This is a genomic window from Streptomyces sp. NPDC015032, from assembly GCF_043080425.1.
Lineage (GTDB): Bacteria > Actinomycetota > Actinomycetes > Streptomycetales > Streptomycetaceae > Streptomyces.
The window spans coordinates 54,725-77,884 of record NZ_JBIBVN010000029.1 but is presented as its reverse complement, the minus strand read 5'-3'; the positions used below and the strand labels follow the sequence as shown (position 1 = coordinate 77,884).

Genomic DNA, 23,160 nt, shown 5'->3' with positions numbered 1-23,160 from the left:
CACTCCCGCCCCGCACCACCAGGGCCATGGGCAGGGGTACGGCTGTCCACGGCCCGGCGTCCTCGGCCCGCCGCCCCCGTCCCAGCCGCCTCCGGGCTGGTGACGGGCGCGGCCGGACGGGACCGCCGGGGAACCCCGGTCAGGTCACCTCGGCAGCCCCAACGACCGCTTCAGGAAGTCCACCTGGAGCAGCAGCAGATTCTCGGCCACCTGTTCCTGCGGCGTCATGTGCGTCACCCCGCTGAGTGGCAGCACCTCGTGCGGGCGCCCCGCCGAGAGCAGCGCCGACGACAGCCTGAGCGAGTGCGCGACCACCACGTTGTCGTCCGCCAGACCATGGATGATCATCATCGGCCGGGCCTGGTCCGCGGCCTCGGAGAGCCCCTCGTCCGTCAGCACCGAGTTGCGCGCGTACACCTCCGGCTGTTCGGCCGGGTCGCCGAGATAGCGCTCGGTGTAGTGGGTGTCGTACAGCCGCTGGTCGGTCACCGGCGCGCCCACCACCGCGGCGTGGAAGACATCCGGCCGCCGCAGCACGGCCAGCGCCGCCAGGTACCCGCCGAACGACCAGCCGCGGATCGCCACCTTGCCGAGGTCCAGCGGGAAGCGCCCGGCCAGGGCGTGCAGCGCCTCGATCTGGTCGTCCACGCTGAGGGCGAGATTGTCCTTGACGGCCTTCTCCCAGCCCGGCGAACGCCCCGGCGTACCGCGGCCGTCCGCGACGACCACCGCGAAGCCCTGATCGGCGAACCACTGCGACGTCAGATGCGGATTGTGGGCGGCGACCACCCGGCGTCCGTGCGGTCCGCCGTACGGATCCATGAGTACCGGAAGCGGGCCGTCCAGCTCCTTGTACCCGTCGGGGAGCAGCACGGCGCACGGAATTCGCCGTGCGCCCCCTTCGGTGAGGCGGACCCGCGCCGACAGAACCGGCTCCTCCGCGAAGTTCGCGACGGTGGCGATCCGCCTGCCGTCCCGGAACACCTCGGCACGGGCCCCCGGCCGCTCCAGGGCATGGGAGACCAGCACCGTCACCCCGCCCGCGCGGACGGCCGAATGCACCCCCGCCCCTTCGGAGACCCGTTCGACGCCCAGTTCGTTGACCCGGTACACATGGCTCTCGCCGATCTCCGGATCCGTGGCCTCCTCGCCCGCCGACGCCGATACCAGGACATCCGACTCACCGATGTCCAGGACCGCCTGGAGCTGCAACTGCGCCCCGGTCAGCAGCCGGTCGCCGACCGCGAGCACCCGCGCCCCGCCCTCGTCGGCGATCCGCACGAGCCGCCCGTCCGGCGCCCAGGCGGGCACACCGGGGAAGATTTCCAGCCACACCGGGTCCTCGTCGACATGAACCGTCCGCGTCGCACCGGTCTCCGTGTCCACCGCGAGGAAGAGCTGACTCTGCTGGTCACGGGCCTGTACGAGGAGCAGCGGAGCTCCGGCCGACGACCAGTGCACCTGGGCAAGATACGGATGACGAGCCCGGTCCCAGACAACTTCCGTACGGGTGCCGTCCAGACCCGCCACGAAGAGCCGCACCTCGGCGTTGGGGGTCCCCGCCGCCGGATAGGCCACCTCGGCCGGCTCGCGGTCCGGGTTGGCGGGATCCGCGATCCACCACCGGCGCACGGGGCTGTCGTCGACCCGGGCGACCAGCAGCCGGTCCGAATCCGGCGACCACCAGAAGCCCCGTGAGCGCTGCATCTCCTCGGCCGCGATGAACTCCGCGAGGCCGTACGAGACGCCGTCCCCCTCCGGCTCCGCGAGTGCTCGGTCCCCGTCGCCCTCGGCGCCCACGACGCGCAGCACGCCCTTGGACACGTACGCGATGTGGCGCCCGTCCGGCGACGGCCGCGGGTCGATCACGGGGCCGGGCACCGGCAGCGCCCGCGCCGTACCCGCCCGCAGTTCCGCGACGTACACCTTCCCGGAGAGCGCGAACGCGGCCAACTCGGCCGCCGCGTCGACCGCGTAGCCGACGATCCCCGAGGAGCCCTCGCGGCTGCGCTCGCGCCGGGCCCGCTCCTGGGCCGACAGCCGCTCCGCCGAACCGCCCAGCAGGGCCTCCGGATCGGCGACGACGCGCTCCTTCGGGGTGCCGCCCGCAGGCAGGTCCAGCACCCACAGCCGGCCCGACCGGTCCGTGCCGGAGCCCGACCGCAGGAAGACGACCCGCTCGCCGTCGGGTGAGACGGTGAAGGCACGGGGAGCGCCGAGAGTGAACCGCATGGTCCTGGCGTGCTGGCGGGGAAATGAGATCTTCTGCGAAGTCATGGGCCCGAACCTAGTGCCCGACCGCCCGGTCGTGCGCCCCTCGTGCTGCTGTGCTCCGATCAATGCGGTGCGACGGATAGTTATGATCCGTAGCGTTCGGTGGGTATGAACCTGCTGGCTCCGTGTGTGCTGCCCGACCCGACCGTACTGATGGAGGTGAACCGCCGTGGCACTCTCGATTTCGGCGGTGGTGCTGCTGGCGATCGTCGTCTTCCTGCTGATCCGGAAATCCGGACTGAAGGGCGGACATGCGGCGGTCTGCGCGTTGCTCGGTTTCTATCTCGCCAGCTCGTCCATTGCACCCAGCATTTCGAACTTGACCACGAACGTGGCAGGAATGATCGGAAGCCTCAAGTTCTGAGACCCGGCTCGTCGCCGGCCGGTGCGTGGGCGCGGTCGGTCCCCGAGGCGCTCGGCTCGTAGGGTGGTCCCCATGACGGACCATCCCGCCCGGCGTCTGCTTCTGGTGCACGCGCACCCCGACGACGAGTCGATCAACAACGGCGCCACCATGGCCAGGTACGCGGCCGAGGGTGCCCAGGTGACCCTGGTGACCTGCACGCTCGGCGAGGAGGGCGAGATCATCCCGCCCGGCCTCGCCCATCTCGCGGCGGACCGGGAGGACACCCTGGGCCCCCACCGCCGGGGTGAACTCGCCGCGGCGATGAAGGAGCTCGGGGTCACCGACCACCGCCTCCTCGGCGGCTCCGGCCGCTTCCGCGACTCCGGAATGATGGGCGCGGCACAGAACCACCGCCCCGGCGCCTTCTGGGACGCGGACGTGGACGACGCCGCCGGGTACCTCGTAGAGGTGATTCGTTCGGTGCGCCCGCAGGTCCTCGTCACGTACGACCCCGACGGCGGCTACGGGCACCCCGACCACATCCAGGCGCACCGCGTCGCGATGCGCGCCGCCGAGCTCGCCGCCGACCCCGCGTACCGTCCCGGACCGGACGCCCCGCACACCGTCGCCAAGATCTACTGGAACCGGGTGCCGCGCTCGGTCGCCGAAAAGGGCTTCGCGCGCCTGCGGGAGACGGCGCCGGACGCCTTCCCGGGGATCGCCGCCATCGACGACGTACCCGGTGTGGTCGACGACACGAGGATCACCGCGCGGATCGACGGCTCGGCCCACGCGGCCGCCAAGAGAGCCGCGATGCGGGCCCACGCCACCCAGATCGCCGTGGACGGCTCCTTCTTCGCCCTTTCCAACGACCTCGGGCAGCCCGTCTTCACCACCGAGTACTACGAGTTGGTACGCGGCACCTCCGGGGCACCCCGAGGGACCTGCGAGGACGACCTGTTCGCCGGGGTACCGGACGTACCAGGAACGGATGTACCGGGAGCGGAGCGATGAGCGGCGGCAAGCAGCGTGCACCGCGCACCGGAACGCCCTCCGGGGGTGTCCCGGGCACCGGCCTCGCCGCGCCCCTCGACCCCAAGCGGATCGCCGTCTACGTGGGCCTCGCCGTCCTCGGCGCGCTCGTCGGGATCGCCGGGGCGCTGGTCCAAGCCGCCTGGTTCCCCGCCGGACTGCTGCTCGCGCTGGTCGCGTGCGCCGGACTGTTCTACGGCGGGCGCTGTGTCTTCGGCACTCAGCTCGGCGCCCTGGCACCGGCCGCGGGCTGGCTGATTTCGATCGTTGTCCTGCTCGGCGGGCGGCCGGAGGGCGACTATGTCTTCGGCGATGAACTGGGCCTCACGCTCTTCATGCTGGGCGGGATGGCCGTCGCCGTGATCTGTGCCACCATGTCGCGGTCGCCCCGGCCGGGCACCGACACCGGCCGACCTGGCAAGTAAAGTGCCACGTCCGATCCCGTAATGCCCCGTGTCCGTCCGGCGGTCGAACAGTCGTTTCCCTCGGTCGCGGGGTGTCTGTCGGCGGCGGCCAGTATGGTGGTTCGCGCGCCGAGCCGTCCCCTGGCCTGCGGCATGGGGGAAGTACGGGCGGCGGAGCCAATCGGGAGAACCTGCTTTGAGTCGTGAAACTGACAGTTCGTCCTCCGGGCCCCAGGGGCGCGGAGGAGCCGCGTACCCCTCGGGGACGCCGCCGTACGGATCCCGCCAGTATCCGTCGCTGCACCCTACGCAGGACGCCCCGGAGGGGGCCCCGGAGCCTGCGGATCCGCCTCAGTCCGAAGAGCCGAGGACCGAGACGACGCTGACGACGCGCATCCGGATCAACATTCCGGGCTCGCGCCCCATCCCGCCCGTTGTCATGCGTACGCCGATGAGCGACGCCGACACCACCGAAGCCGAGCGCACCGCCAGCATCCCGCGCCCCGGCCCGCCCGCGCCGAGCGGTGCACCGGACGCGTCCGACGCACCGGCCGCCGAGGCACGAGCCGGTTCGGCCACCGCGGAACCGGCTGCCGAGAAGCCGGCCAGGGAGAAGAGCGGCAGCGACTGGTTCGCGCCGCGCAAGGCCCCCACGAACACCTCGGTCGTCGGCGGCAGCGCGCCGGGCGGCACCGACGGCTCCAAGGACGCCGCACCCACCCCGCCCCGCGCCGACCTGCCGTACTTCTCGGACGGTCCGCAGCGCACCGGCGACCAGGACACGCCCCGCCCCCGCGCCAGCGCTCTCGACGAGTTCAGCCCCCGTGCGCCCGCGGACACCGCGTCCGGCGGCCCGCGCCCCACGCCGAACCTCGGAGTGCGTACGGAGGGCCCCTCCGGACCCACCACGGGCCCGGCCACCGGCACTTCGTCCCTGACTCCGGACATCGACAGGGCGGGCGGCCAGGGCGGTCTGCGGGGCTCCGGCGGTCCGGCGGGCCCGCAGGGTCCCGGTGCCCCCGGCGGCGCGCCCCCGCGGATGTCCGACGACACGGCGGTGCTTACGCCCCAGTTCGCGGCCCCGGCCTCCGCCGGAGCCGGCGGCAATGTCTCCGGTGACACGCTGACCAGCGGAATCCCGGTCATCCCGTCGGAGCGCCGCTCGCCGTCCCCGTTCGCGGGCGGGTCCGGTGGCCAGGGTCCCGACCTGACGCCCCGTATCGCGGACGACGCCATGGGCACCGGACCGGCCGGACCCGGCGGCCCCGCCGCCCGCCCCGCACCGGCGGCTCCGGACCCGAAGAAGAAGGGCCGCTCCAAGCTGGTCCTCCTCTGCGCCGGTGCCGTCGCCCTGCTCGGCGTCGCGTACGGCGCCGGGCTGCTGATGAACCACTCCGACGTCCCCAAGGGCACCACGGTCCTCGGCGTCGACATCGGCGGAGGCACGAAGGAGGAGGGCGTCACGAAGCTGGACGCCGCCCTCGGCAAGCGTGCCCAGGCGCCCCTCCAGCTGTCCGTGGACGGCAAGAAGACCGAGCTCGCACCCGACAAGGCGGGCCTCGGTCTGGACAGCCAGGAGACCGTGCGTTCGGCCGCGGGAAGCGACTACAACCCGCTCTCCGTCGTCGGCTCCCTCTTCGGCGGCAAGCGCGTCGTCGACCCCGTGATCCCGGTCGACGAGGAGAAGCTCGGTGTCGCGCTGACGGACCTGGCGGGCGTCTCCGGCTCGGCCAACGACGGCACGATCCGCTTCGAGCCGGGCAAGGCCGTCGCCGTACCGGGCAAGCCGGGCAAGTCGCTGGACGTCAGCAAGTCGATGATCTCGGTGCGCGACGCGTACCGGGCGCAGGTGCAGACCGGCCGGTCGGCCACCGTCCAACTGCCCGTCACCACCCGCGAGCCCACCATCACCCAGGCCGAACTGGACCGGGCGATGAAGGAGTTCGCCAAGCCCGCGATGTCCGGCCTGATCACCGTCAAGGCAGGCCCCAAGCAGATCGATTTCGGCCCGGCGAAGTCGCTGCCGCAGATCCTGACGATGGTGCCGGTCAACGGCCGACTCGTCGAGCACTACGACAAGAAGGCCATCGACACCCTCTGTGACGGCGTCTTCGACGGCATCATGGTCACCAAGGGCGACGGCAAGAAGCACCAGCTCAGTGCGGACGACGTGGCGCAGGCCATGCAGACCGCGCTGCTCGGCAAGACCCCTGCCGAGCGGACCGTCACGATCAAGCTCGACGGCAATGGATAGCCACCCACCCCGGCGAACCGCACCGCGCACCCGCCCCCGGCCGGATCCCCGGCCGGGGGCGGCGCCGTGCGCGACGGGCGTGCACCCGAAGAGAGCCCTGCGGCGGGCCCGTGCGGCAGAGGGCGCAGCAGAGCCGTACAGCCAGGACGCGCGACAGACCCGGCGACAGAGCGCCCGATCACGATGATCATCTACTTCGGGCTCTCCATCCTCGGCGGTCTGTGGATGCCCAGCGCGACCTTCCCGCAGTGGCTCCAGAACATTTCCGAATGGCTGCCCACACACGCGTACGCTGCTCTCGGCCAGGCGATCGAAATGGGCGGATCGCCGCACGCCAAGGACGTCGCCATCCTCTGCGCCTACTTCCTGATCTTCGCGGGTGGAGCGGCCTGGCTCTACCGGAAGGACACCCTGAAGGCGTGAACGACGAGGAGTACGTGGGCACGGGGCGCCCGCCCACGGGCCACCGACAGGTCTGGATCAAGCTGCTCTGGATCGGCATCTGGCTCGCGTTCATGGGCGCACCGGTCACGGACCTGGCCGACGGCGGCCACACTCCGTGGGGCACCGCGCTGGGCGTGCTCGGCCTGCTGGTCTTCGCCGGCGCCTATCTGGTGCTGGTCTTCCGCCACACGGCGAAGGCCCTCGACCGGCGCCTCGTCCAGTCCGCCCTCGCCTTTCTCGGCGCCCTCGCCGTCACCCTCTCCCTGACGCTCGGCACCGCGTGGCTGGTCCTCTTCGTGTACGTCGCGGTCTCCGTCGGCGCCACCATGCCGTTGCGGACCGCCCGTTGGCTGATCCCCGCCGTCACGGCCGTCCTGGTCGGAATCGGCCTGACCGGCGACCACCCCCGTGAGATCATCACCGCCCTGGTCTTCCCCGCGCTGCTCGGCGGGTTCGCGATGACCGGCGTACGGCAGATGATCCGCACGACCATCCAGCTCCGCGAAGCCCGCGCGACGGTCGCCCAACTCGCCGCCAACGAGGAGCGGTTGAGGCTCGCCCGCGATCTGCACGATCTGCTCGGCCACTCGCTCTCGCTCATCACGCTCAAGAGCGAACTGGCCGGGCGGATGCTCCCCGACCACCCGGAGCAGGCGGCCGCGCAGGTCGCCGACATCGAACAGGTCAGCCGCCAGGCCCTGGTCGACGTACGCAGTGCCGTCACCGGCTACCGCCGGCCGACCCTTCCCGGCGAACTGGCCGGAGCCCGTACCGCACTCGCCGCCGCGGGCATCACCGCCGATGTCCCGGCCGAGGCCCCCGACGACCTCCCCGAGAAGCCGGAGGAGGTGCTCGCCTGGGCGCTGCGCGAAGCCGTCACCAATGTCGTACGCCACAGCAGTGCCCGGCACTGCACGGTCGCCCTCGCTCCGCGCCAGACCCTCGACGGCCGGGTACTCGAACTCACCGTCGCGGACGACGGCGTCGGAGCCGCGGGTACGGATCCGGGCAACGGCCTCACCGGAATCGCCGAACGCCTGGCCACGGTCGACGGCACGCTGACCACCCGGCCCGGCACATCCCGTACCGGTGCTTCCGGGGCCGGTAAAGGCTTCACCCTGACCTTGAGTGTTCCGCTCGGTTCCGGCCTAGGATCCACGGAATGAGCGTGATCAGACTCCTCCTCGCCGAGGACCAGTCCATGGTCCGCGAGGCCCTCGCGGCACTCCTCGGTCTGGAACCCGACATCGAGGTGGTGGCCCAGGTCGCCCGCGGGGACGAGGTGCTGGCCGCGGCCCACGAGCACCGCGTCGACGTGGCGCTCCTCGACATCGAGATGCCGGGCATGACCGGCATCGAGGCGGCCGCGGTCCTGCGGCGCGAACTCCCGGCCGTGAAGGTTGTCGTCGTCACCACCTTCGGCCGCCCCGGCTATCTGCGCCGCGCCATGGAGTCGGGCGCCGACGCCTTCCTGGTGAAGGATGCCCCGGCCGCTCAACTGGCAGCGGCGGTACGGAAGGTGCTCGCCGGGGAGCGGGTCATCGACCCCACCCTCGCGGCGGCCGCACTCGCCGACGGGGCGAACCCGCTCACCGACCGCGAACGCGAGGTGCTGCGCACCGCGGCGGACGGCTCCACCAACGCGGAGGTGGCGGCCGCGCTCCACCTCTCCCAGGGCACGGTCCGCAACTACCTCTCGACGGCGATCCAGAAGCTGGCGGTCCGCAACCGTGCGGAGGCGGTCCGGATCGCCCGCGAAAAGGGCTGGCTGTGACGCCCTCGTGTCTCACCACCGGGGTGAGGGGCAGCAGCCGCACCTGAGGCCCGGCGCACTCCTCCCGGTGTGACGGGGCGGGACGGCGGTGCGGGCGGCGGTACGGGAGCGGTGCGGCGTCGGGACGGAAACGGGTACGGGGGCGGTACGGACCCCGAGTCCGTGCCGCCCCCGTACGGCTTCCGGTCCGGCGGGCGCTCGTATCGCGGCGTCGGCCGCCGGTCGGTCGTCAGCCATTCTTCGAGGAGTCGAGGTGGGCGAAGGCCACCACGTTGTCCTCGTAGTCCTTGACGGTCTTGTTGTACGGGCCGCCGCAGGTGATCAGGCGGAGTTGCGCGGACGGGGTGTCGGAGTAGACGCGCTTGTCCGGGAACTTCGCCTTGCTGAACGTCTCGACCGAGTCGACCTTGAACGTGGCGACCGAGCCGTCGGCGCGGATGATGTCGACCGTGGCGCCCGGCTTGAGGAACCGGAGCTGGAGGAACACGGCCGGACCCGTCTTCGTGTCGACGTGGCCCGCGATGATCGAGGCGCCGCGCTCGCCGGGGGTGACGCCGTCCTTGAACCAGCCCACCAGGTTGGGGTCGTTGGCGGGCGGCGGGTTCAGCCGGCCGCCGGCGCCGACGGCCAGGCTGGTGAACGGGGCGTTGACGGCGAGAGAAGGAATCTGCAGCCGGGTCGGGACCGAACGCAGCATCGCCGGGCCGACGGGCGGTTTCGCCGGGTCGACGGGCGGTTTCGACGGGGCGACGGGGCGGGGCGCGGCATGGGAGCCGAGGACCTCGGGCGCGGGCATGGCGGGTGCGACGGCGGCGGGCGGGGCCGGCGGCTTGTCGTCGGCCGAGGTGCCGAAGGAGTTGTAGATGAGGAGCATGCCGAGCCCGGCTGTCACGGCGGGCCACATCAGGGCGCGGCCCAGTGTGGATCCGGGGGCAGACCGGGTGGGGGTGGAGCCGGGCGACTGCGGGGCGGCCATGGGAACGTGCCTTTCACTTGCGCGGTGCTGGGGGAGAGGGGTGTGCTGGAACTCGACCGGTGGGACCGGTGGGAACAAGTGGGGGCAGGTGGGGAAACGAAGTCGCCGCGGCCGCCGCCCCGAGGGACGGCGGCCGCGACAACGTAACGACCGGCTGAGTGGTGGGTCCGGTCAGGCGATCACGCCCCCCGACGACTGACGGCGGCGCAGCTTGTACGCGCCGACGCCGAGACCGCCGAGCAGCAGCGCCGAACCGGCGGCCAGGCCGCTACCGGTCATCGCCATCCCGCCGCCCCCGGCGTTCACTCCACCGCGCGGCTTGCCTTCGTCTCCGCCGCTACCGCCTTCGTCTCCGCCTCGGCCGCCTTCGTCGCCGCCACGGCCACCCTCGTCTCCGCCACGGCCGCCTTCGTCGTCGCCGCGCCCGCCTTCGTCTCCGCCGCGGCCACCTTCGTCTCCGCCGCGACCGCCCTCGTCGCCGCCACGGCCGCCTTCGTCGCCCGTGATGACCCGGGCCATGAAGCCGCCACCGGCCTGGACGCCACCACGAGGCTTGCCTTCGTCCCCGCCGCGACCGCCCTCGTCGCCGCCTCGGCCGCCTTCGTCTCCGCCTCGGCCGCCTTCGTCTCCGCCGCGGCCGCCTTCGTCTCCGCCGCGGCCACCTTCGTCCCCGCCTCGGCCGCCCTCGTCGCCGCCTCGGCCGCCTTCGTCGCCACCGCGACCGCCTTCGTCGCCCGTGATGACCCGGGCCATGAAGCCGCCACCGGCCTGGACGCCACCACGAGGCTTGCCTTCGTCGCCGCCGCGACCGCCCTCGTCCCCGCCCCGGCCGCCTTCGTCTCCGCCCCGGCCACCCTCGTCCCCACCGCGGCCACCCTCATCTCCGCCCCGGCCGCCTTCGTCGCCGCCGCGGCCACCCTCGTCCCCGCCGCGACCGCCTTCGTCGCCACCGCGGCCACCCTCATCTCCGCCGCGACCGCCCTCGTCGTCGCGGCCCCCGCGGTCATTGCCGCGGTCTCCGTTGTTGTCCCCTCCGCGCCCGTCGCCGCGCGAGGACGAGGAGCCGTTGTTGTGTCCCGAGTCCGCCGCCGTGACCATGGCGTAGGCGGAGGGGCCGGTGATGGCGAGGACCGCTGTGACAGCGGCCGTAGCGAACAGCGTGCGGGCAGAGCGCATCGGAACACATTCCTTCCGCCGCGACTGCGCAGAGTGACGGGGTGCCGACTCAGTGTGGAGCAGTGGCGACGTGATCCACCGTCAGCCAAAATGCGGGTCCGCGCCATCGGGGAGCGCCGCATTGGAGCTACGCGGTGGGCCCTTCGGGTGGCGAAATGCGGATAATCACCCGTTGGATTGCATGCGCTGCCGCGCGAGGTTTGGGCAGCGGCGGGCCACTCGTTTGCCGGTGTCCCCGCCCGGCGGCCGGGGCGTCCTCGCGGCCTGTGATCGGCCCTGGGGTGGTGTGAACGCCGTGTGGTATCAGGGGAGTTGAGATGTCTTCGGCGGTGCTTTCAGTGAGATGTGCGTGCGCGGTGCCCGGTGGGAATCCGTGCGGCGTTCTCCGCCGTGGAATCCGCGCGGCGGCGTACGCGGTCCGGAGCCGCGCTGCTTGTCCTCGGCCGCCCCGGTGCGATCGCTGCCCCTGGACCGGCAGCCCGGCCACCCCGTCGCCCCCCGCTCCGCGATACCACGACGATCTGCCTGGAACGGCCCAACGGCAGCGGTGTCGAATACCGGCTGGAGGTGGATGGCACGCCCCCGGACCGGCCGCGCACCGACCGTGATCCGCTCAACCGCAAGGAGTACCTGCTGCACACGGTGCGCAGGATCACCAGACACGGAGAGCAGCACCGAGAGCAGCACCGAGAGCAGCACCGAGAGGGCTCCCGGGACTGCCCACCCCGCCCGTACACACGTGCCCCGACCTGCACGACTCCCGTTCTGCCCCGTTGTAAGGCACCCTGTCTCCCTGCCGCCCGCCACCGCCTGCAGGGAGTCGGTACACCCTTGTCCAGAGCTGAGATCGACCACGAACAGAACCATCTCGACATGCTTCACGCCCGCGTGGAGGCCCTTCGCGAGCACGCCGGGCATCAGCTGACCGGTGTGCTGCGGGAAACCGGCGGCACCCGGCAGGGGCGGCTGGAGCGGGAGGCAGCCGCCGCCCGGTACGCCGGACAGGTCGCGCGGTACGACGCCGCCGAGAACGGACTCTGCTTCGGGCGGCTCGACCTGCGCGACGGGGAGCAGCACTACATCGGCCGGATCGGGCTGCCCGCCGAGTCCGCCGACGAGGACCCGCTGCTGCTCGACTGGCGTGCCCCGGCGGCCCGTGCGTTCTACGTCGCCACTCCCGCGGCCCCGCACGGGGTGCGCAGACGCCGCCACCTCGCCACCCGGGGCCGGAGGGTCGTCCGGCTCGACGACGAAGTGCTCGACCGGGACGGCGTGCCGGACAGCGAACTGACCGGCGAGGCCGCCCTGCTGGCCTCCCTCGACGCCGGACGCACCGGCCGCATGCACGACATCGTCGCCACCCTCCAGGCCGAGCAGGACGCGATCATCCGCTCCGACCACCGCGGCGTCCTCGTGGTCCAGGGCGGGCCCGGCACCGGCAAGACCGCTGTCGCCCTGCACCGGGCCGCGTATCTGCTCTACACCCACCAGCAGTTGGCCTCCCGCGGCGTCCTGGTCGTCGGCCCCAACCCCACCTTCCTCGGATACATCGGCCAGGTGCTGCCCGGCCTCGGCGAGAACAGCGTGCTGCTGTCCACCGTCGGCGAGCTGTACCCGGGAATCCGCGCGGACCGCGCCGAGAAGCCGGAGACCGCCGAGCTCAAGGGGCGTACGGAGATGGCGGCTGTGATCGCCGCCGCGGTGCGCGACCGGCAGGTGCCGACAGCGCCCGGGCTCGGGGCCGCCCCGACCCGGGAGGCGGGGGCGGTCGCGGCGGGGAGCGCACCTTCCGAAGCACCGGCGGGGCGCGGGTTCGAGGTCGAGTTCGACGGGGATATCGTCCGCCTCGACCACGAGGAGTGCGTACGCGCCGCCGACACCGCCCGCGCCACCCGGCTGCCGCACAACCTGGCCGCCCCCGTCTTCCGGCGCGAGATCGTGGACGCACTCGCCCGGCGGTCCGTGGCAGCCACCCGGGACCTCGCCGACCGGCTGGAGGCGGACATCGCCGAGGTGCTCGCCGAGGCCGCTCTCGACCGTGCCGTACGCGCCGACCTGGACGCCCTGCCGGGGCTGCTCGGCGACGACGACTCGGCCATCGCGCGGGAACGCACCGAGGCACAGGGCATCGACGACGCCCGACGCCTGCTCGCCGCCGATGCCGACGTACGGGCCGCGCTCGACATCCTGTGGCCGCCCCTCACCCCGCAGCAGCTCCTCGCCGACCTGTACGGGCAGCGTGCGCGCCTGGCCGCCGCCGCGCCCGGACTCACCGACGGGGAAAGGGAGTTGCTGTTCCGTGAGCCGGACGGCGGCGGTTGGAGCGCCGCCGATGTGCCGCTGCTGGACGAGGCCGCCGAACTGCTCGGCCAGGACACCCGCGCGGCCGAGGCGGCCGCCGCGCGCGAGCGGGCCGAGGGCATCGCGTACGCGCAGGGGGTCCTGGACCTGGCGGCGGGCGACGGGGAGGACGAGGAGGAGGAGGGCGGCCTCGCCGGACTGGTCGACGCGCGGACCCTCGCCGACCGGCACGAGGAACGCACCGCCCGTACCGTCGCCGAACAGGCCTTCGCCGACCGGAGCTGGGTCTTCGGGCACATCATCGTCGACGAGGCGCAGGAACTCTCCCAGATGGCCTGGCGGCTGCTGATGCGGCGCTGCCCGACCCGTTCCATGACCCTGGTCGGCGACGTCGCCCAGACCGGTGACGCCGCCGGGGCCTCCTCGTGGGCGTCCGCGCTCGCCCCGCACGTCGGTGACCGGTGGCGGCAGGCGTCGCTCACCGTCAACTACCGCACCCCCGCCGAGATCATGGCGTCCACCACGGATGTGCTCGCCGCGCTCGGCCCCGGGCTCGAACCGCCGCGCTCCGTACGGGAGACGGGCGTCGCCCCCTGGCGGCTGCGCACCGACGACACCGCCCGTGCCCTCGCCGGCCTGGCAGCGAAGGAGGCGGCGGCGCTCGACGACGGCCGGCTCGCCGTGATCGTCCCCGACGCGCGGCGGGACGAACTGGGGGCCGCGGTCGCCCGGGCGGTGCCGGGGGCGGCGTACGGGGAGGAGCCCGACCTGGAGAACCGGGCCGTGGTCCTCGGCGTGCGGCAGGCCAAGGGGCTGGAGTTCGACGCGGTACTGCTGGCCGACCCCGCGGCCGTCCTCGGCGGTTCGTCGCGCGGCCTGAACGACCTGTACGTGGCCCTGACCCGGGCGACCCAGCGCCTGGGCATCGTCCACGAGGGTCCGGTCCCCGGGGTACTGGCGGCGGTGACGGAGCGGCGGTGACGGAGCGGCGGTGACGGTGACGGAGCGGCGGTGACGGAACGGGAGGGCGGGGTACGGGACGAGGGGGGCAACGCGCCCTTCGGCCGTCGGCTCCTCGGTGGTTTCCTCGCCGACGACCCGGCCGTCTGCGGTGACGAGGACGTCAGTGCTGCGCCGGGCGAAGAGCCCGCAGGTCCCTACGGGACAGCCCTCAGTTCAGCAACGCCCGCGCCGCCCGCGCCCTCCGCCGGATCGCTTCCGCCGCTTCGGGCTCGACCCCGTCGACCACATCCGCGTACTCCTCCATCTCCGCCGCCCCGCGCAGAAACTGCCCGCTCTGTACGAGCAGCTGCGCCCGCTCGTACCGCAGCCGTGCCGGGTGGGAGGGCAGCAGCAGGGAGAGGTCCACCGCCCACAGCGCCACATCCGTCCGTTCCGGACGGGCGGCCGCCCACGCCCTGATGTTGTTCAGGATCCGCAGCATGATCTCCAGCGGCCGCGCGGGCACCAGCATCGACTCCTCCAGCGGCTCCCCGGTTGTCCCCGCCACCAGCAGCTCCGCGTCCTGCCCGGTCATCGGGCGACCGCCGTCGAACGGGTCGGCCAGCACCCGCTCGTCCGGATCGCCGAACCCGACGACGAAATGGCCGGGCAGCGCCACCCCGTACACCGGAGCGCCCGCCCGCCGCGCCACCTCGATCCACACCACGGACAGCAGGATCGGCAGCCCGCGCCGCCGCCGCAGCACCTCGTGCAGCAGCGACGACTCCAGCCGCTGGTAGTCCGCCGACGAACCCGCGAAGCCGCACCGCTCGCCGAGCAGTTCGGCCAGCGCCGAGGCCCAGGCCCGGCCGCCCCGCACCCCGTACGGAAGCCGGCCCGCCAGCTCGTCCAGTTCGATCTGCGCCGCGTCGATCGCAGCCGTGCCCAGTGCCGGGTCGGCCACCGCGCCCAGCAGCAGGCAGAGCAGCGCGAGGTCCGGCCGCTCGGCGCGTGCCTCCTCGGCGAACTGCCGGTACAACTCGTCACGCCCGGGGTGTCCGGGCCGGTCGGGCTGGTGAGGACTCATCGTGTTCGCCGCCCCGTCACGCCGGCCGGAAGTGGTGATACCGGTGATGGACCGCGAACCCCATGCCCTCGTACAGCGCCCGGGCCGCGTCGTTGTCCGTCTCCACCTGGAGCCACGCCGCCGAGGCACCCTCGTCCAGGGCCTTGCGGGCGAGCGCGGCCATCACGCCGGAGGCGAGCCCCCGGCGCCGCTGCGCGGGGTCCACCTCGACGGCCATGAAACCGGCCCAGCGCCCGTCCACCACACACCGCCCGATCGCGGCGGGCGCCGCGTCCCCGGTTTCACCGGGCACGGCGGCGAACCACACCGACGGGCCGCCGCGCAGCACCTCCAGGACATGCGGCCCCGGGGTCTCGAAGCGCTGGTACCGGGAGAGCCACGCCTCGTCGAGGTCCCGGCTCAGCCGTACCCGGGACACATCGGCGTCCAGATCGCCGATCGGCGCCAGCGCGGCGATCCGTACCTCCGCCGTCACCTCGCGCCGCCACCCGCGCTCCTCCAGCTCGGCGCAGAGCAACTCCTGGGTGCCCTCGGCGCCGGTCGCGGTCTGGATGTACGCGGGCAGATCCCGCTCCCCGTACCACTGCCGGACACGTTCGAGTGCCTCGTCGAGCGGCATGCCCGGATCGCCGAGCGGCAGCACGGAGTTGGCGCGCCGGGTGAAGCCCCGGGCGGCGCGCAGCCGCCAGTCGCCCAGCGGCTCGCTCTCCTCGGGCGGCCAGGCACGGGCGCAGACGGGCGCGAGCTCGTCGAAGGAGGCCGCGGGGCCGCGCCGCCGGGCCGGGGCGGCGGGTACGACCTTGCCCGCCACCAGCGTCGATTCCGTGATGCGGACGGAATCACCGCTCTTCGTTGTGATGGACAGCACACCGTTGTCCCACGATGTGAGAACGCCGATCGTGTCGGTGAATTTCGCCCCTTGCGAGCCATGCTCCGACATGCGCCGGACTGATACCCGTTTGCCCACGTCAGCCGGTGTAATTCGGACTTCGAGTTGTCCGCCGACGGTGAATTCCACAGCTCTCTCCGCCCCTCCTGTTCGGTTCGTGCCCGGGAACGGAGATACTAGGTGTGGGCATCGACGACGCCGCGCTCCCGCGCGAGAGCCAACGCCCTACCGAGGAGGAACGACAGCGTGACCTACGTCATCGCGCAGCCTTGTGTCGACGTGAAGGACAAGGCCTGCATCGAAGAGTGCCCCGTCGACTGCATCTACGAGGGCCAGCGGTCCTTGTACATCCACCCGGACGAATGCGTCGACTGTGGAGCCTGTGAGCCGGTGTGCCCGGTCGAGGCGATCTTCTACGAGGACGACACCCCGGAGGAGTGGAAGGACTACTACAAGGCGAACGTCGAGTTCTTCGACGACCTCGGGTCGCCCGGTGGTGCCTCCAAGCTGGGCCTGATCGAACGCGACCACTCGTTCATCGCCGCGCTGCCGCCGCAGAACCAGTAGTCAGCGGCCGGCACGTGCGCCGCCCCGGTCCCGTACGGCTCGTCCCCGTGCGGGGCCGAGGCGTTTTTGCCGCCGGGCGGCCCATGACCCCAGCAGACCCCGTGGGCCCGAGCGGACCTCGTCGACCCGAGTGCGCCTCGTAGCCCGGCCGGGCCTCGTCATCCCCGTACGAGAAATACGAGAAAGCAGAGATCCGTGTCCGCAGTCTCCTCCCGTCTCCCGGTCTTCCCCTGGGACAAGCTCGTGCCCTACAAGTCGACGGCCGCCGCCCACCCGGACGGCATCGTTGACCTGTCCGTCGGCACGCCCGTCGATCCGGTGCCCGAGCTGATCCAGCGGGCGCTCGTCGCCGCCGCGGACAGCCCCGGCTATCCGACGGTGTGGGGGACCACCGAGCTGCGGGACGCGATCACCGGCTGGGTGGAGCGGCGGCTCGGCGCGGTCTCCGTGGCGCACGAGAACATCCTGCCGGTCGTCGGCTCCAAGGAGCTGGTGGCCTGGCTGCCGACCCAGCTCGGTCTCGGCGCGGGCGACAAGGTGGCGTACCCCCGCCTCGCCTACCCGACGTACGAGGTGGGCGCCCGGCTCTGCGGCGCCGAGCCCGTCGTCTACGACGACCCGACCGAGCTGGACCCCGCCGGTCTGAAGCTGCTCTGGCTCAACTCGCCGTCCAACCCGACCGGCCGTGTCCTGCCCAAGGACGAGCTGATCCGGATCGTCGCCTGGGCGCGCGAGCACGACGTGCTGGTCTTCAGCGACGAGTGCTACCTGGAGCTGGGCTGGGACGCCGAACCCGTCTCCGTGCTGCACCCGGACGTCTGCGGCGGTACGTACGAGGGCGTCGTCGCCGTCCACTCGCTCTCCAAGCGCTCCAACCTGGCCGGATACCGCGCGGCCTTCATCGCGGGCGACGCGGCCGTGCTCGGCGACCTGCTGCTGATCCGCAAGCACGGCGGCATGATGACGTCCGCCCCGGTGCAGGCGGCGACGGTCGCGGCGCTCGGCGACGACGAGCACGTCGTCGAACAGCGGACCCGGTATGCGGAGCGGCGCGCGGCCCTGCGCGGGGCGCTGGAGGCCCACGGCTTCCGGATCGAGCACAGCGAGGCGAGCCTCTACCTGTGGGCGACGCGCGACGAACCCTGCTGGGAGACCGTGGCGTACCTGGCGGAACTCGGCATTCTGGTGGCGCCGGGCGACTTCTACGGACCCGCCGGTGACCGCTTCGTGCGGGTGGCGTTCACCGCGACGGACGAGCGGGTGGCCGCCGCGGTCAAGCGGCTGGCCTGACAGCCGGCGACACACCACACGCGAGGAGCCTCGGGAGTGCGCACTCCCGAGGCTCCTCGCGTGTGATGGACCGGCCGGTGGCCGGTGCGGGTCAGCCGATCGGCAGACCCTGCGTGGGCAGGCCGCCCCGGGTCGCGGTGCCGGCGCCGCCGAGGACCTTGCCCGCGGTGCCCGCGGCACCGCCGGCGGTCTTCTGCACGACGGGGGCGGCCTTGCCCGCCGCCGGGAGGGCCGTCCCGACGATCTTGCCGCCGGTCTCACCAGCAGCCTTGCTGCCCTGCTGCGACGCGCCGTCGACCGTCTTGCCGAGGCCGCCGCCGTCGACGGCGGTCAGACCGCCGAGATCCGGGGTCTGCGGGAGCCCCGCGGCACCTGCGGCTCCGGCCGCACCGACCACGGGGGCCGCACCCGCGGCGATCAGCAGCGCGGCACGGGCGATCCGGCGGGTCAGGGGGAGGGACATGATGCTCCTTCGACGGAATGAGGAAAGTGAGGAACTGGTCTGCCCGTTGATCGGACGCACTGACAACCGTCGTAAGGGCGGGGGAGGTTGCGGTACATCGAGGTAAAGAGTCGGCAATGCGTCACATAATCCGCGCTGGACGGACCCGGGTGCGCAGCCCTCTCCCGAACGGGGCGACGGACCGTCACTTCTCTTGTTACGCAAGGAAATCGGGGGTTGGAGAAGGGGTGGCGGGAACCGCCGCGCGAGAGGCCGTTCCGGCGGGCCCGGGAAACGCCTCCGGGTGGCCTTTCGTACTCATGAACGACTGCCGTATGGGGCTGCGTGGAGCGGCTTCCGTGCGGGACGGCTACCGCACGAGCCGCATGCGGACCTCGGCGGTGTCCGATTCCTTGCTGTCCGTCCGCCATCCCGACCCCGCCTTCCACACCCGGCCCGCATACGCGACCTCGTCCAGCCGGAGCGTCTCGGACTGCGCGACCGCCCAGTGCGCGATCTCCCAGCCGCGCCGCGACGGGTCGTCGTCCGTGCCGGGGCGGGCCGCCCGCACCGGTACCGAGACGGTGCTCGCAGTCCCCGCCGGTGCACCGGCCGCGCCCTTCCCGTCCTCCCGCGCCGACAGCTGCCCCAACGGCACCACGTCCTTGCCGAAGTCGCGCGCCAGCTCCGCCTGCACCCTCGCCGCGTCGGCCTTCGCGGCCGTCGTCCGCGGCGGCGTGCAGTTCAGCGTGGCGGGTGCACGGCCGGTCAGCGCGGCCGCCAGCAACGCCGCGTCCGGTTCGTGCTTCGCGTACGCCTGTGGGAAGCCGCTGCGCTGGACCCGCTGCGCGGCGACCGTCAGCGGCAGCCGCGAATAGCCGGGGACCTCGGCCAGGTGCCGGTAGAACTCCCCGGCGGAGTAGACCGGGTCCAGGATCTGCTTCTCGGTGCCCCAGCCCTGCGACGGGCGCTGCTGGAACAGCCCCAGCGAGTCCCGGTCGCCGTGATCGATGTTGCGCAGCCCGGACTCCTGCAACGCCGTGGCCAGCGCGATCGTCACCGCGCGTTCCGGCATCCCGCGCGAGGAACCGACCGCGGAGATCGTCGCGGCGTTCGAGGCCTGCTCCGCGCTCAGCCGGTACGTACGGCTCTGGCCGGCCGAACCGTCGGCGGACTCCACGGTGCACCCTTCGGTGACCTGGCTGCCCGATATGTACTGCACGGTCAGATAGCCGCCCAGCGCGGCGAGGACGCCGAGGGCGGCCGCGGTACGGAGGAGACGGCTGCGGCCGGTGTGTCGGCGTGTGGGGGAGACGGTCCGGGGCACGGGGCCACCGTACTGGAGGAACGGGCCCGGCCGAGGGCCCAGTCCATCAGGTCCGGTTCCGTTCCCTTAGGGTCGGTTCCATGCCTGAAAGCACGCTTGACCTCACTCTGGACGGCCCCGCGCTCACCGCCCGGCTCGTCGACTTCCCGTCGGTCAGCGGGCAGGAGAAGGAGCTCGCCGACGCGATCGAGTCGGCGCTGCGCACCTTGCCGCACCTGACCGTCGACCGGCACGGGAACAACGTCGTCGCGCGGACGGACCTGGGCCGTGCCGAACGGGTCGTACTCGCCGGGCACATCGACACCGTGCCGATCGCCGACAACGTGCCGTCCCGGCTCGACGACGACGGCGTGCTGTGGGGCTGCGGCACCTCCGACATGAAGTCCGGTGTCGCCGTCCAGCTGAGGATCGCCGCGACGGTGCCCGAGCCCAACCGCGACCTCACCTTCGTCTTCTACGACAACGAAGAGGTCGCCGCGCATCTCAACGGGCTCGGCCACGTCGCCGCCGCCCACCCCGAATGGCTGGCCGGCGACTTCGCGGTCCTTCTGGAAGGCTCCGACGCCCAGGTCGAGGGCGGCTGCCAGGGCACCCTGCGGGTCTTCCTCCGTACGGAGGGGGAGCGGGCCCACTCCGCGCGCGGCTGGATGGGGTCCAACGCCATCCATGGCGCCGCCCCGGTCCTGGCCCGCCTCGCCGCGTACGAACCGCGCCGCCCGGTCATCGACGGCCTCGAATACCGTGAGGGCCTGAACGCGGTACGGATCGAGGGCGGCGTCGCCAATAACGTCATCCCCGACGCCTGCACCGTCGTCGTCAACTTCCGGTACGCCCCCGACCGCACCGCCGAGGAGGCCCTGGCCCACGTCCACGAGGTCTTCGCGGGCTGCGGCGTCGTCGAATTCATCGTCGACGACCACTCGGGCGCGGCCATGCCCGGCCTGTCCCACCCGGCGGCCAAGGCGTTCATGGCGGCGGTCGGAGGCACCGCCCGGCCCAAGTTCGGCTGGACCGACGTCTCCCGCTTCGGCTCCCTCGGCATCCCCGCGGTGAACTACGGACCCGGCGACCCGCTCTTCGCGCACAAGCGGGACGAGCACGTGGTGGTCGACCGGATCACCCACTGCGAGGAGCGGCTCCGCTCCTGGCTCACCAGCTGACCCACGGCATTCTCCTGTCCGTAACCTCGGTGGATCTACCCTGACCTGACAGAGATGGTCATCGGTGATGGTCATCGATCGTCGTCGGAGGGAGCAGGTCATGGGCAACCCCGAGGGAGCGCAGGTCCCCGAGGAACAGCGGCAGGGGCCGGTACTGCGCCGCAGGGACCAGGTGCAGCCCGGCACCACCGACCAGCGGCTGCTGGACACCGAGGGCGACTCCGAGTGGGTGCACACCGATCCATGGCGGGTGATGCGCATCCAGTCGGAGTTCGTCGAGGGGTTCGGCGCCCTCGCCGAGCTGCCGAGCGCCATCAGCGTCTTCGGCTCGGCCCGCACCCCGGCCGGCGGGCCGGACTACGAGGCGGGCGTACGGATCGGCAAGGCCCTGGTCGAGGCCGGCTTCGCGGTGATCACCGGAGGCGGCCCCGGAGCCATGGAGGCGGCGAACAAGGGGGCGCGGGAGGCGAAGGGCGTCTCGGTCGGCCTCGGTATCGAGCTGCCCTTCGAGTCCGGTCTCAACCAGCACGTCGACATCGGCGTCAACTTCCGCTACTTCTTCGTCCGCAAGACGATGTTCGTGAAGTACGCACAGGGCTTCGTCGTCCTGCCGGGCGGCCTCGGCACCCTGGACGAGCTCTTCGAGGCCCTCACCCTCGTCCAGACGGGCAAGGTCACCCGCTTCCCGATCGTGCTGTTCGGCACCGCGTACTGGAGCGGGCTCGTCGACTGGTTGCGGGACACCGTGGTGGCACAGGGCAAGGCGTCCGAGCACGACCTGCTCCTGTTCCACGTCACCGACGACGTGGACGAGGCGGTCGACCTTGTCACGAAGGAGGTCGGCCGGGTCGGCCACTAGGAACCGGGGACTTCGCACCGACGGGCCGGTCCGCCGCGAACAGCGGCGGGATCAGGCCCGTCCGGCCGCCCGCCCGCCGGGCACCGGGGTCCGGGATCCGGGGTCCGGGGCGGAGCCCCGGTCGTTCACGCCAGCCCGCGCCGCGCGACCGCCGGCTCCCGGTGCCCGGCGATGGACGCCACCATGTCCAGCACCTGGCGCGTCTCCGCCACCTCGTGCACCCGGTACACCCGCGCGCCCAGCCACGCCGACACGGCCGTCGTCGCCAGCGTTCCGATCACCCGCTCCTTCACCGGCCGGTCGAGCGTCTCCCCGACGAAGTCCTTGTTGGACAGCGATACGAGGACCGGCCAGCCGGTCTCCGTCATCTCCCCGAGCCGGCGGGTCGCCTCCAGCGAGTGCCGGGTGTTCTTCCCGAAGTCATGACCGGGGTCGATCATGATCCCGTCCGGCCGCACCCCGAGCCCGATCGCCCGCTCGGCCAGCCCGGCCGTCACCCGCAGGATGTCCGCCATCACGTCGTCGTACGCGATCCGGTGCGGCCGGGTCCGCGGTTCGGCGCCGCCCGCGTGCGTACACACCAGACCGGCGCCGTACCGCGCGGCGACCTCCGCGAGCTTCGGGTCGACGCCGCCCCACGCGTCGTTGAGCACATCCGCGCCGGCCTCGCAGACCGCCTCGCCGACATCGTGGCGCCAGGTGTCGACACTGATCACGACGTCCGGGTGGCGGCGCCGCACCTCGGCGACGAACCCCACCGTGCGACGGGCCTCCTCCCTGGCGGTCACCTCTTCACCGGGTCCCGCCTTCACCCCGCCGATGTCGACGATCGCCGCGCCGTCCGCGATCGCCTGCTCGACCCGGGCGAGCGCCGGCTCGTCCCGGAACGTCGCGCCCTGGTCGTAGAAGGAGTCCGGGGTACGGTTCACGATCGCCATGATCACCGGCTCGTGCGCACCGAATTCACGCCGCCCCAGCCTGAGCGCACCGCTTGGCATCCCGTGTTTCTCCTCTGGTAGATCGCCCGTGGGTCGCCTGCGACCCTAACTGTCGGCACCGCATGGCACGATCGGAGCCGGACAGGTTTCCGCTCCCGGGGAGATGCGCGTGTTCTGGTTCTTGCTGCTGACGATGGTGGTGGTCGTGGCCGCGGTCACCCTCGCGGTGGTCGGCGGGGGGAAGAGCGCAGTCCTGCAGGACGTGGCGCCCGAGCAGCTGACCGACCCGCTGCCGGCGACGCGTCCGGTGGGCCGCGCGGACGTCGAGGCGCTGCGGCTGCCGGTGGTCGCGCGCGGCTACCGCATGACGGACGTCGACGAGGTACTCGGCAGGCTCGGCGCCGAGCTGGCCGAGCGGGACGCGCGGATCGCGGAGCTGGAGTCGGCGCTGGCCGGGGCGCAGGCGACCGCGGTCGGCGGCCCCGATCTCCTCAAGCGGCCGGAGGACCGGCCGCAGCCGCCCCCGGAAGCCCCCGAGGACCATCCGGAGGCGTCGTCGCGGGAAACACCCCCTGAGGAGTCGCGGGAAACACCCCCGGAGGAGGAGACCCGTCCCGACCCGTGGCCGGCCCCGTGGCAGCCCCCACAGCACACCCAGCGACCCGGAGAGGAGCCCCG

General features: G+C 72.6%; 19 protein-coding genes and 2 pseudogenes. 13 read left to right on the top strand and 8 right to left on the bottom strand.

What is annotated here, in order from left to right:
* Positions 1-144 precede the first annotated feature (144 nt).
* Entirely contained in the window at positions 145-2,277 is a 2,133-nt protein-coding gene (locus tag ACF08M_RS30710) for an alpha/beta fold hydrolase (RefSeq protein WP_392188523.1), read from the bottom strand.
* 166 nt (positions 2,278-2,443) lie between these two features.
* Here ACF08M_RS30710 and ACF08M_RS30705 point away from each other — a divergent pair, with 166 nt between their 5' ends.
* From ACF08M_RS30705 to ACF08M_RS30675, 7 genes and pseudogenes are all read left to right on the top strand, one after another.
* Positions 2,444-2,638: a hypothetical protein gene (locus ACF08M_RS30705; protein ID WP_392188522.1), complete on the top strand. Its 195-nt coding sequence runs from the start codon at positions 2,444-2,446 to the stop codon at positions 2,636-2,638.
* Between the two features lie 72 nt (positions 2,639-2,710).
* The gene (mshB, locus tag ACF08M_RS30700; protein ID WP_392188521.1) at positions 2,711-3,634 is read left to right on the top strand and encodes an N-acetyl-1-D-myo-inositol-2-amino-2-deoxy-alpha-D-glucopyranoside deacetylase; all 924 of its coding nucleotides are present in this window, start codon (positions 2,711-2,713) and stop codon (positions 3,632-3,634) included.
* Complete coding sequence (locus ACF08M_RS30695; RefSeq protein ID WP_392188520.1) at positions 3,631-4,077, top strand: DUF6113 family protein; 447 nt, start codon at positions 3,631-3,633, stop codon at positions 4,075-4,077. Before mshB ends, ACF08M_RS30695 begins: the two co-directional genes overlap by 4 nt.
* Positions 4,078-4,507: 430 nt before the next feature.
* The gene (locus ACF08M_RS30690) at positions 4,508-6,310 is read left to right on the top strand and encodes a hypothetical protein (protein ID WP_392188519.1); all 1,803 of its coding nucleotides are present in this window, start codon (positions 4,508-4,510) and stop codon (positions 6,308-6,310) included.
* 171 nt (positions 6,311-6,481) lie between these two features.
* Positions 6,482-6,733 (top strand): annotated as a pseudogene (locus ACF08M_RS30685) (ABC transporter permease); the annotation flags it as partial.
* The gene (locus ACF08M_RS30680; RefSeq protein ID WP_392188518.1) at positions 6,730-7,920 is read left to right on the top strand and encodes a sensor histidine kinase; all 1,191 of its coding nucleotides are present in this window, start codon (positions 6,730-6,732) and stop codon (positions 7,918-7,920) included. The pseudogene ACF08M_RS30685 and the gene ACF08M_RS30680, both read left to right, overlap by 4 nt.
* Positions 7,917-8,528 carry a DNA-binding response regulator gene (locus ACF08M_RS30675; protein WP_392188517.1) on the top strand — a complete coding sequence of 204 codons (612 nt, stop codon included), beginning with the start codon at positions 7,917-7,919 and terminating at the stop codon, positions 8,526-8,528. The genes ACF08M_RS30680 and ACF08M_RS30675 overlap by 4 nt, the downstream gene beginning before the upstream one ends.
* A 229-nt stretch (positions 8,529-8,757) precedes the next feature.
* Here the strand turns inward: ACF08M_RS30675 and ACF08M_RS30670 are convergent, their stop codons facing one another.
* Both ACF08M_RS30670 and ACF08M_RS30665 read right to left on the bottom strand, forming a co-directional pair.
* Positions 8,758-9,504: a class F sortase gene (locus ACF08M_RS30670; RefSeq protein ID WP_392188516.1), complete on the bottom strand. Its 747-nt coding sequence runs from the start codon at positions 9,502-9,504 to the stop codon at positions 8,758-8,760.
* A 302-nt stretch (positions 9,505-9,806) separates the two neighbouring features.
* Positions 9,807-10,511: a hypothetical protein gene (locus ACF08M_RS30665; protein WP_392188515.1), complete on the bottom strand. Its 705-nt coding sequence runs from the start codon at positions 10,509-10,511 to the stop codon at positions 9,807-9,809.
* 1,000 nt (positions 10,512-11,511) lie between these two features.
* Here ACF08M_RS30665 and ACF08M_RS30660 point away from each other — a divergent pair.
* Complete coding sequence (locus ACF08M_RS30660) at positions 11,512-13,962, top strand: HelD family protein (RefSeq protein ID WP_392188514.1); 2,451 nt, start codon at positions 11,512-11,514, stop codon at positions 13,960-13,962.
* A gap of 190 nt (positions 13,963-14,152) precedes the next feature.
* Here the strand turns inward: ACF08M_RS30660 and ACF08M_RS30655 are convergent, their stop codons facing one another.
* Both ACF08M_RS30655 and ACF08M_RS30650 read right to left on the bottom strand, forming a co-directional pair.
* On the bottom strand, positions 14,153-15,010 hold the full coding sequence (locus tag ACF08M_RS30655; RefSeq protein ID WP_392188513.1) for a tetratricopeptide repeat protein: 858 nt from the start codon (positions 15,008-15,010) through the stop codon (positions 14,153-14,155).
* 16 nt (positions 15,011-15,026) lie between these two features.
* Entirely contained in the window at positions 15,027-16,028 is a 1,002-nt protein-coding gene (locus tag ACF08M_RS30650) for a GNAT family N-acetyltransferase (RefSeq protein WP_392188512.1), read from the bottom strand.
* Between the two features lie 117 nt (positions 16,029-16,145).
* Between ACF08M_RS30650 and fdxA the strand changes: the two genes are divergently transcribed.
* Together fdxA and dapC are read left to right on the top strand one after the other, a co-directional pair.
* Complete coding sequence (gene fdxA, locus ACF08M_RS30645; RefSeq protein WP_362200440.1) at positions 16,146-16,466, top strand: ferredoxin; 321 nt, start codon at positions 16,146-16,148, stop codon at positions 16,464-16,466.
* 195 nt (positions 16,467-16,661) lie between these two features.
* Positions 16,662-17,756: a succinyldiaminopimelate transaminase gene (dapC, locus tag ACF08M_RS30640; protein ID WP_392188511.1), complete on the top strand. Its 1,095-nt coding sequence runs from the start codon at positions 16,662-16,664 to the stop codon at positions 17,754-17,756.
* Between the two features lie 91 nt (positions 17,757-17,847).
* Here the strand turns inward: dapC and ACF08M_RS30635 are convergent, their stop codons facing one another.
* Together ACF08M_RS30635 and ACF08M_RS30630 are read right to left on the bottom strand one after the other, a co-directional pair.
* On the bottom strand, positions 17,848-18,219 hold the full coding sequence (locus ACF08M_RS30635; protein ID WP_392188510.1) for an ATP-binding protein: 372 nt from the start codon (positions 18,217-18,219) through the stop codon (positions 17,848-17,850).
* 349 nt (positions 18,220-18,568) lie between these two features.
* A complete protein-coding gene (locus tag ACF08M_RS30630; protein ID WP_392188509.1) occupies positions 18,569-19,525 on the bottom strand; it encodes a hypothetical protein in 957 nt (318 codons plus the stop codon).
* 80 nt (positions 19,526-19,605) lie between these two features.
* Between ACF08M_RS30630 and dapE the strand changes: the two genes are divergently transcribed.
* Positions 19,606-20,685: a succinyl-diaminopimelate desuccinylase gene (dapE, locus tag ACF08M_RS30625; protein WP_392188508.1), complete on the top strand. Its 1,080-nt coding sequence runs from the start codon at positions 19,606-19,608 to the stop codon at positions 20,683-20,685.
* Between the two features lie 100 nt (positions 20,686-20,785).
* Positions 20,786-21,544 (top strand): TIGR00730 family Rossman fold protein, encoded by a 759-nt coding sequence (locus tag ACF08M_RS30620; RefSeq protein ID WP_392188507.1) that lies wholly within the window; start codon positions 20,786-20,788, stop codon positions 21,542-21,544.
* A 125-nt stretch (positions 21,545-21,669) separates the two neighbouring features.
* Here ACF08M_RS30620 and folP read toward each other — a convergent pair whose 3' ends face one another.
* Positions 21,670-22,542 (bottom strand): dihydropteroate synthase, encoded by an 873-nt coding sequence (gene folP / locus ACF08M_RS30615; protein WP_392188506.1) that lies wholly within the window; start codon positions 22,540-22,542, stop codon positions 21,670-21,672.
* A gap of 103 nt (positions 22,543-22,645) precedes the next feature.
* On the opposite strand from folP, the pseudogene ACF08M_RS30610 reads away from it, so the two are divergent.
* Positions 22,646-23,029: pseudogene (locus ACF08M_RS30610) on the top strand (cell division protein DivIVA); the annotation flags it as partial.
* Positions 23,030-23,160: the final 131 nt, after the last annotated feature.

Bases quoted from the DNA above. Each gene is read 5' to 3' on its own strand.
- ACF08M_RS30710 (WP_392188523.1), bottom strand. From the start codon at position 2,277: ATGACTTCGCAGAAGATCTCATTTCCCCGCCAGCACGCCAGGACCATG.
- mshB (WP_392188521.1), top strand. From the start codon at position 2,711: ATGACGGACCATCCCGCCCGGCGTCTGCTTCTGGTGCACGCGCACCCC.
- ACF08M_RS30695 (WP_392188520.1), top strand. From the start codon at position 3,631: ATGAGCGGCGGCAAGCAGCGTGCACCGCGCACCGGAACGCCCTCCGGG.
- ACF08M_RS30690 (WP_392188519.1), top strand. From the start codon at position 4,508: ATGAGCGACGCCGACACCACCGAAGCCGAGCGCACCGCCAGCATCCCG.
- ACF08M_RS30675 (WP_392188517.1), top strand. From the start codon at position 7,917: ATGAGCGTGATCAGACTCCTCCTCGCCGAGGACCAGTCCATGGTCCGC.
- ACF08M_RS30670 (WP_392188516.1), bottom strand. From the start codon at position 9,504: ATGGCCGCCCCGCAGTCGCCCGGCTCCACCCCCACCCGGTCTGCCCCC.
- ACF08M_RS30665 (WP_392188515.1), bottom strand. From the start codon at position 10,511: ATGACCGCGGGGGCCGCGACGACGAGGGCGGTCGCGGCGGAGATGAGG.
- ACF08M_RS30655 (WP_392188513.1), bottom strand. From the start codon at position 15,010: ATGAGTCCTCACCAGCCCGACCGGCCCGGACACCCCGGGCGTGACGAG.
- ACF08M_RS30635 (WP_392188510.1), bottom strand. From the start codon at position 18,219: ATGTCCCTCCCCCTGACCCGCCGGATCGCCCGTGCCGCGCTGCTGATC.
- dapE (WP_392188508.1), top strand. From the start codon at position 19,606: ATGCCTGAAAGCACGCTTGACCTCACTCTGGACGGCCCCGCGCTCACC.
- ACF08M_RS30620 (WP_392188507.1), top strand. From the start codon at position 20,786: ATGGGCAACCCCGAGGGAGCGCAGGTCCCCGAGGAACAGCGGCAGGGG.
- folP (WP_392188506.1), bottom strand. From the start codon at position 22,542: ATGCCAAGCGGTGCGCTCAGGCTGGGGCGGCGTGAATTCGGTGCGCAC.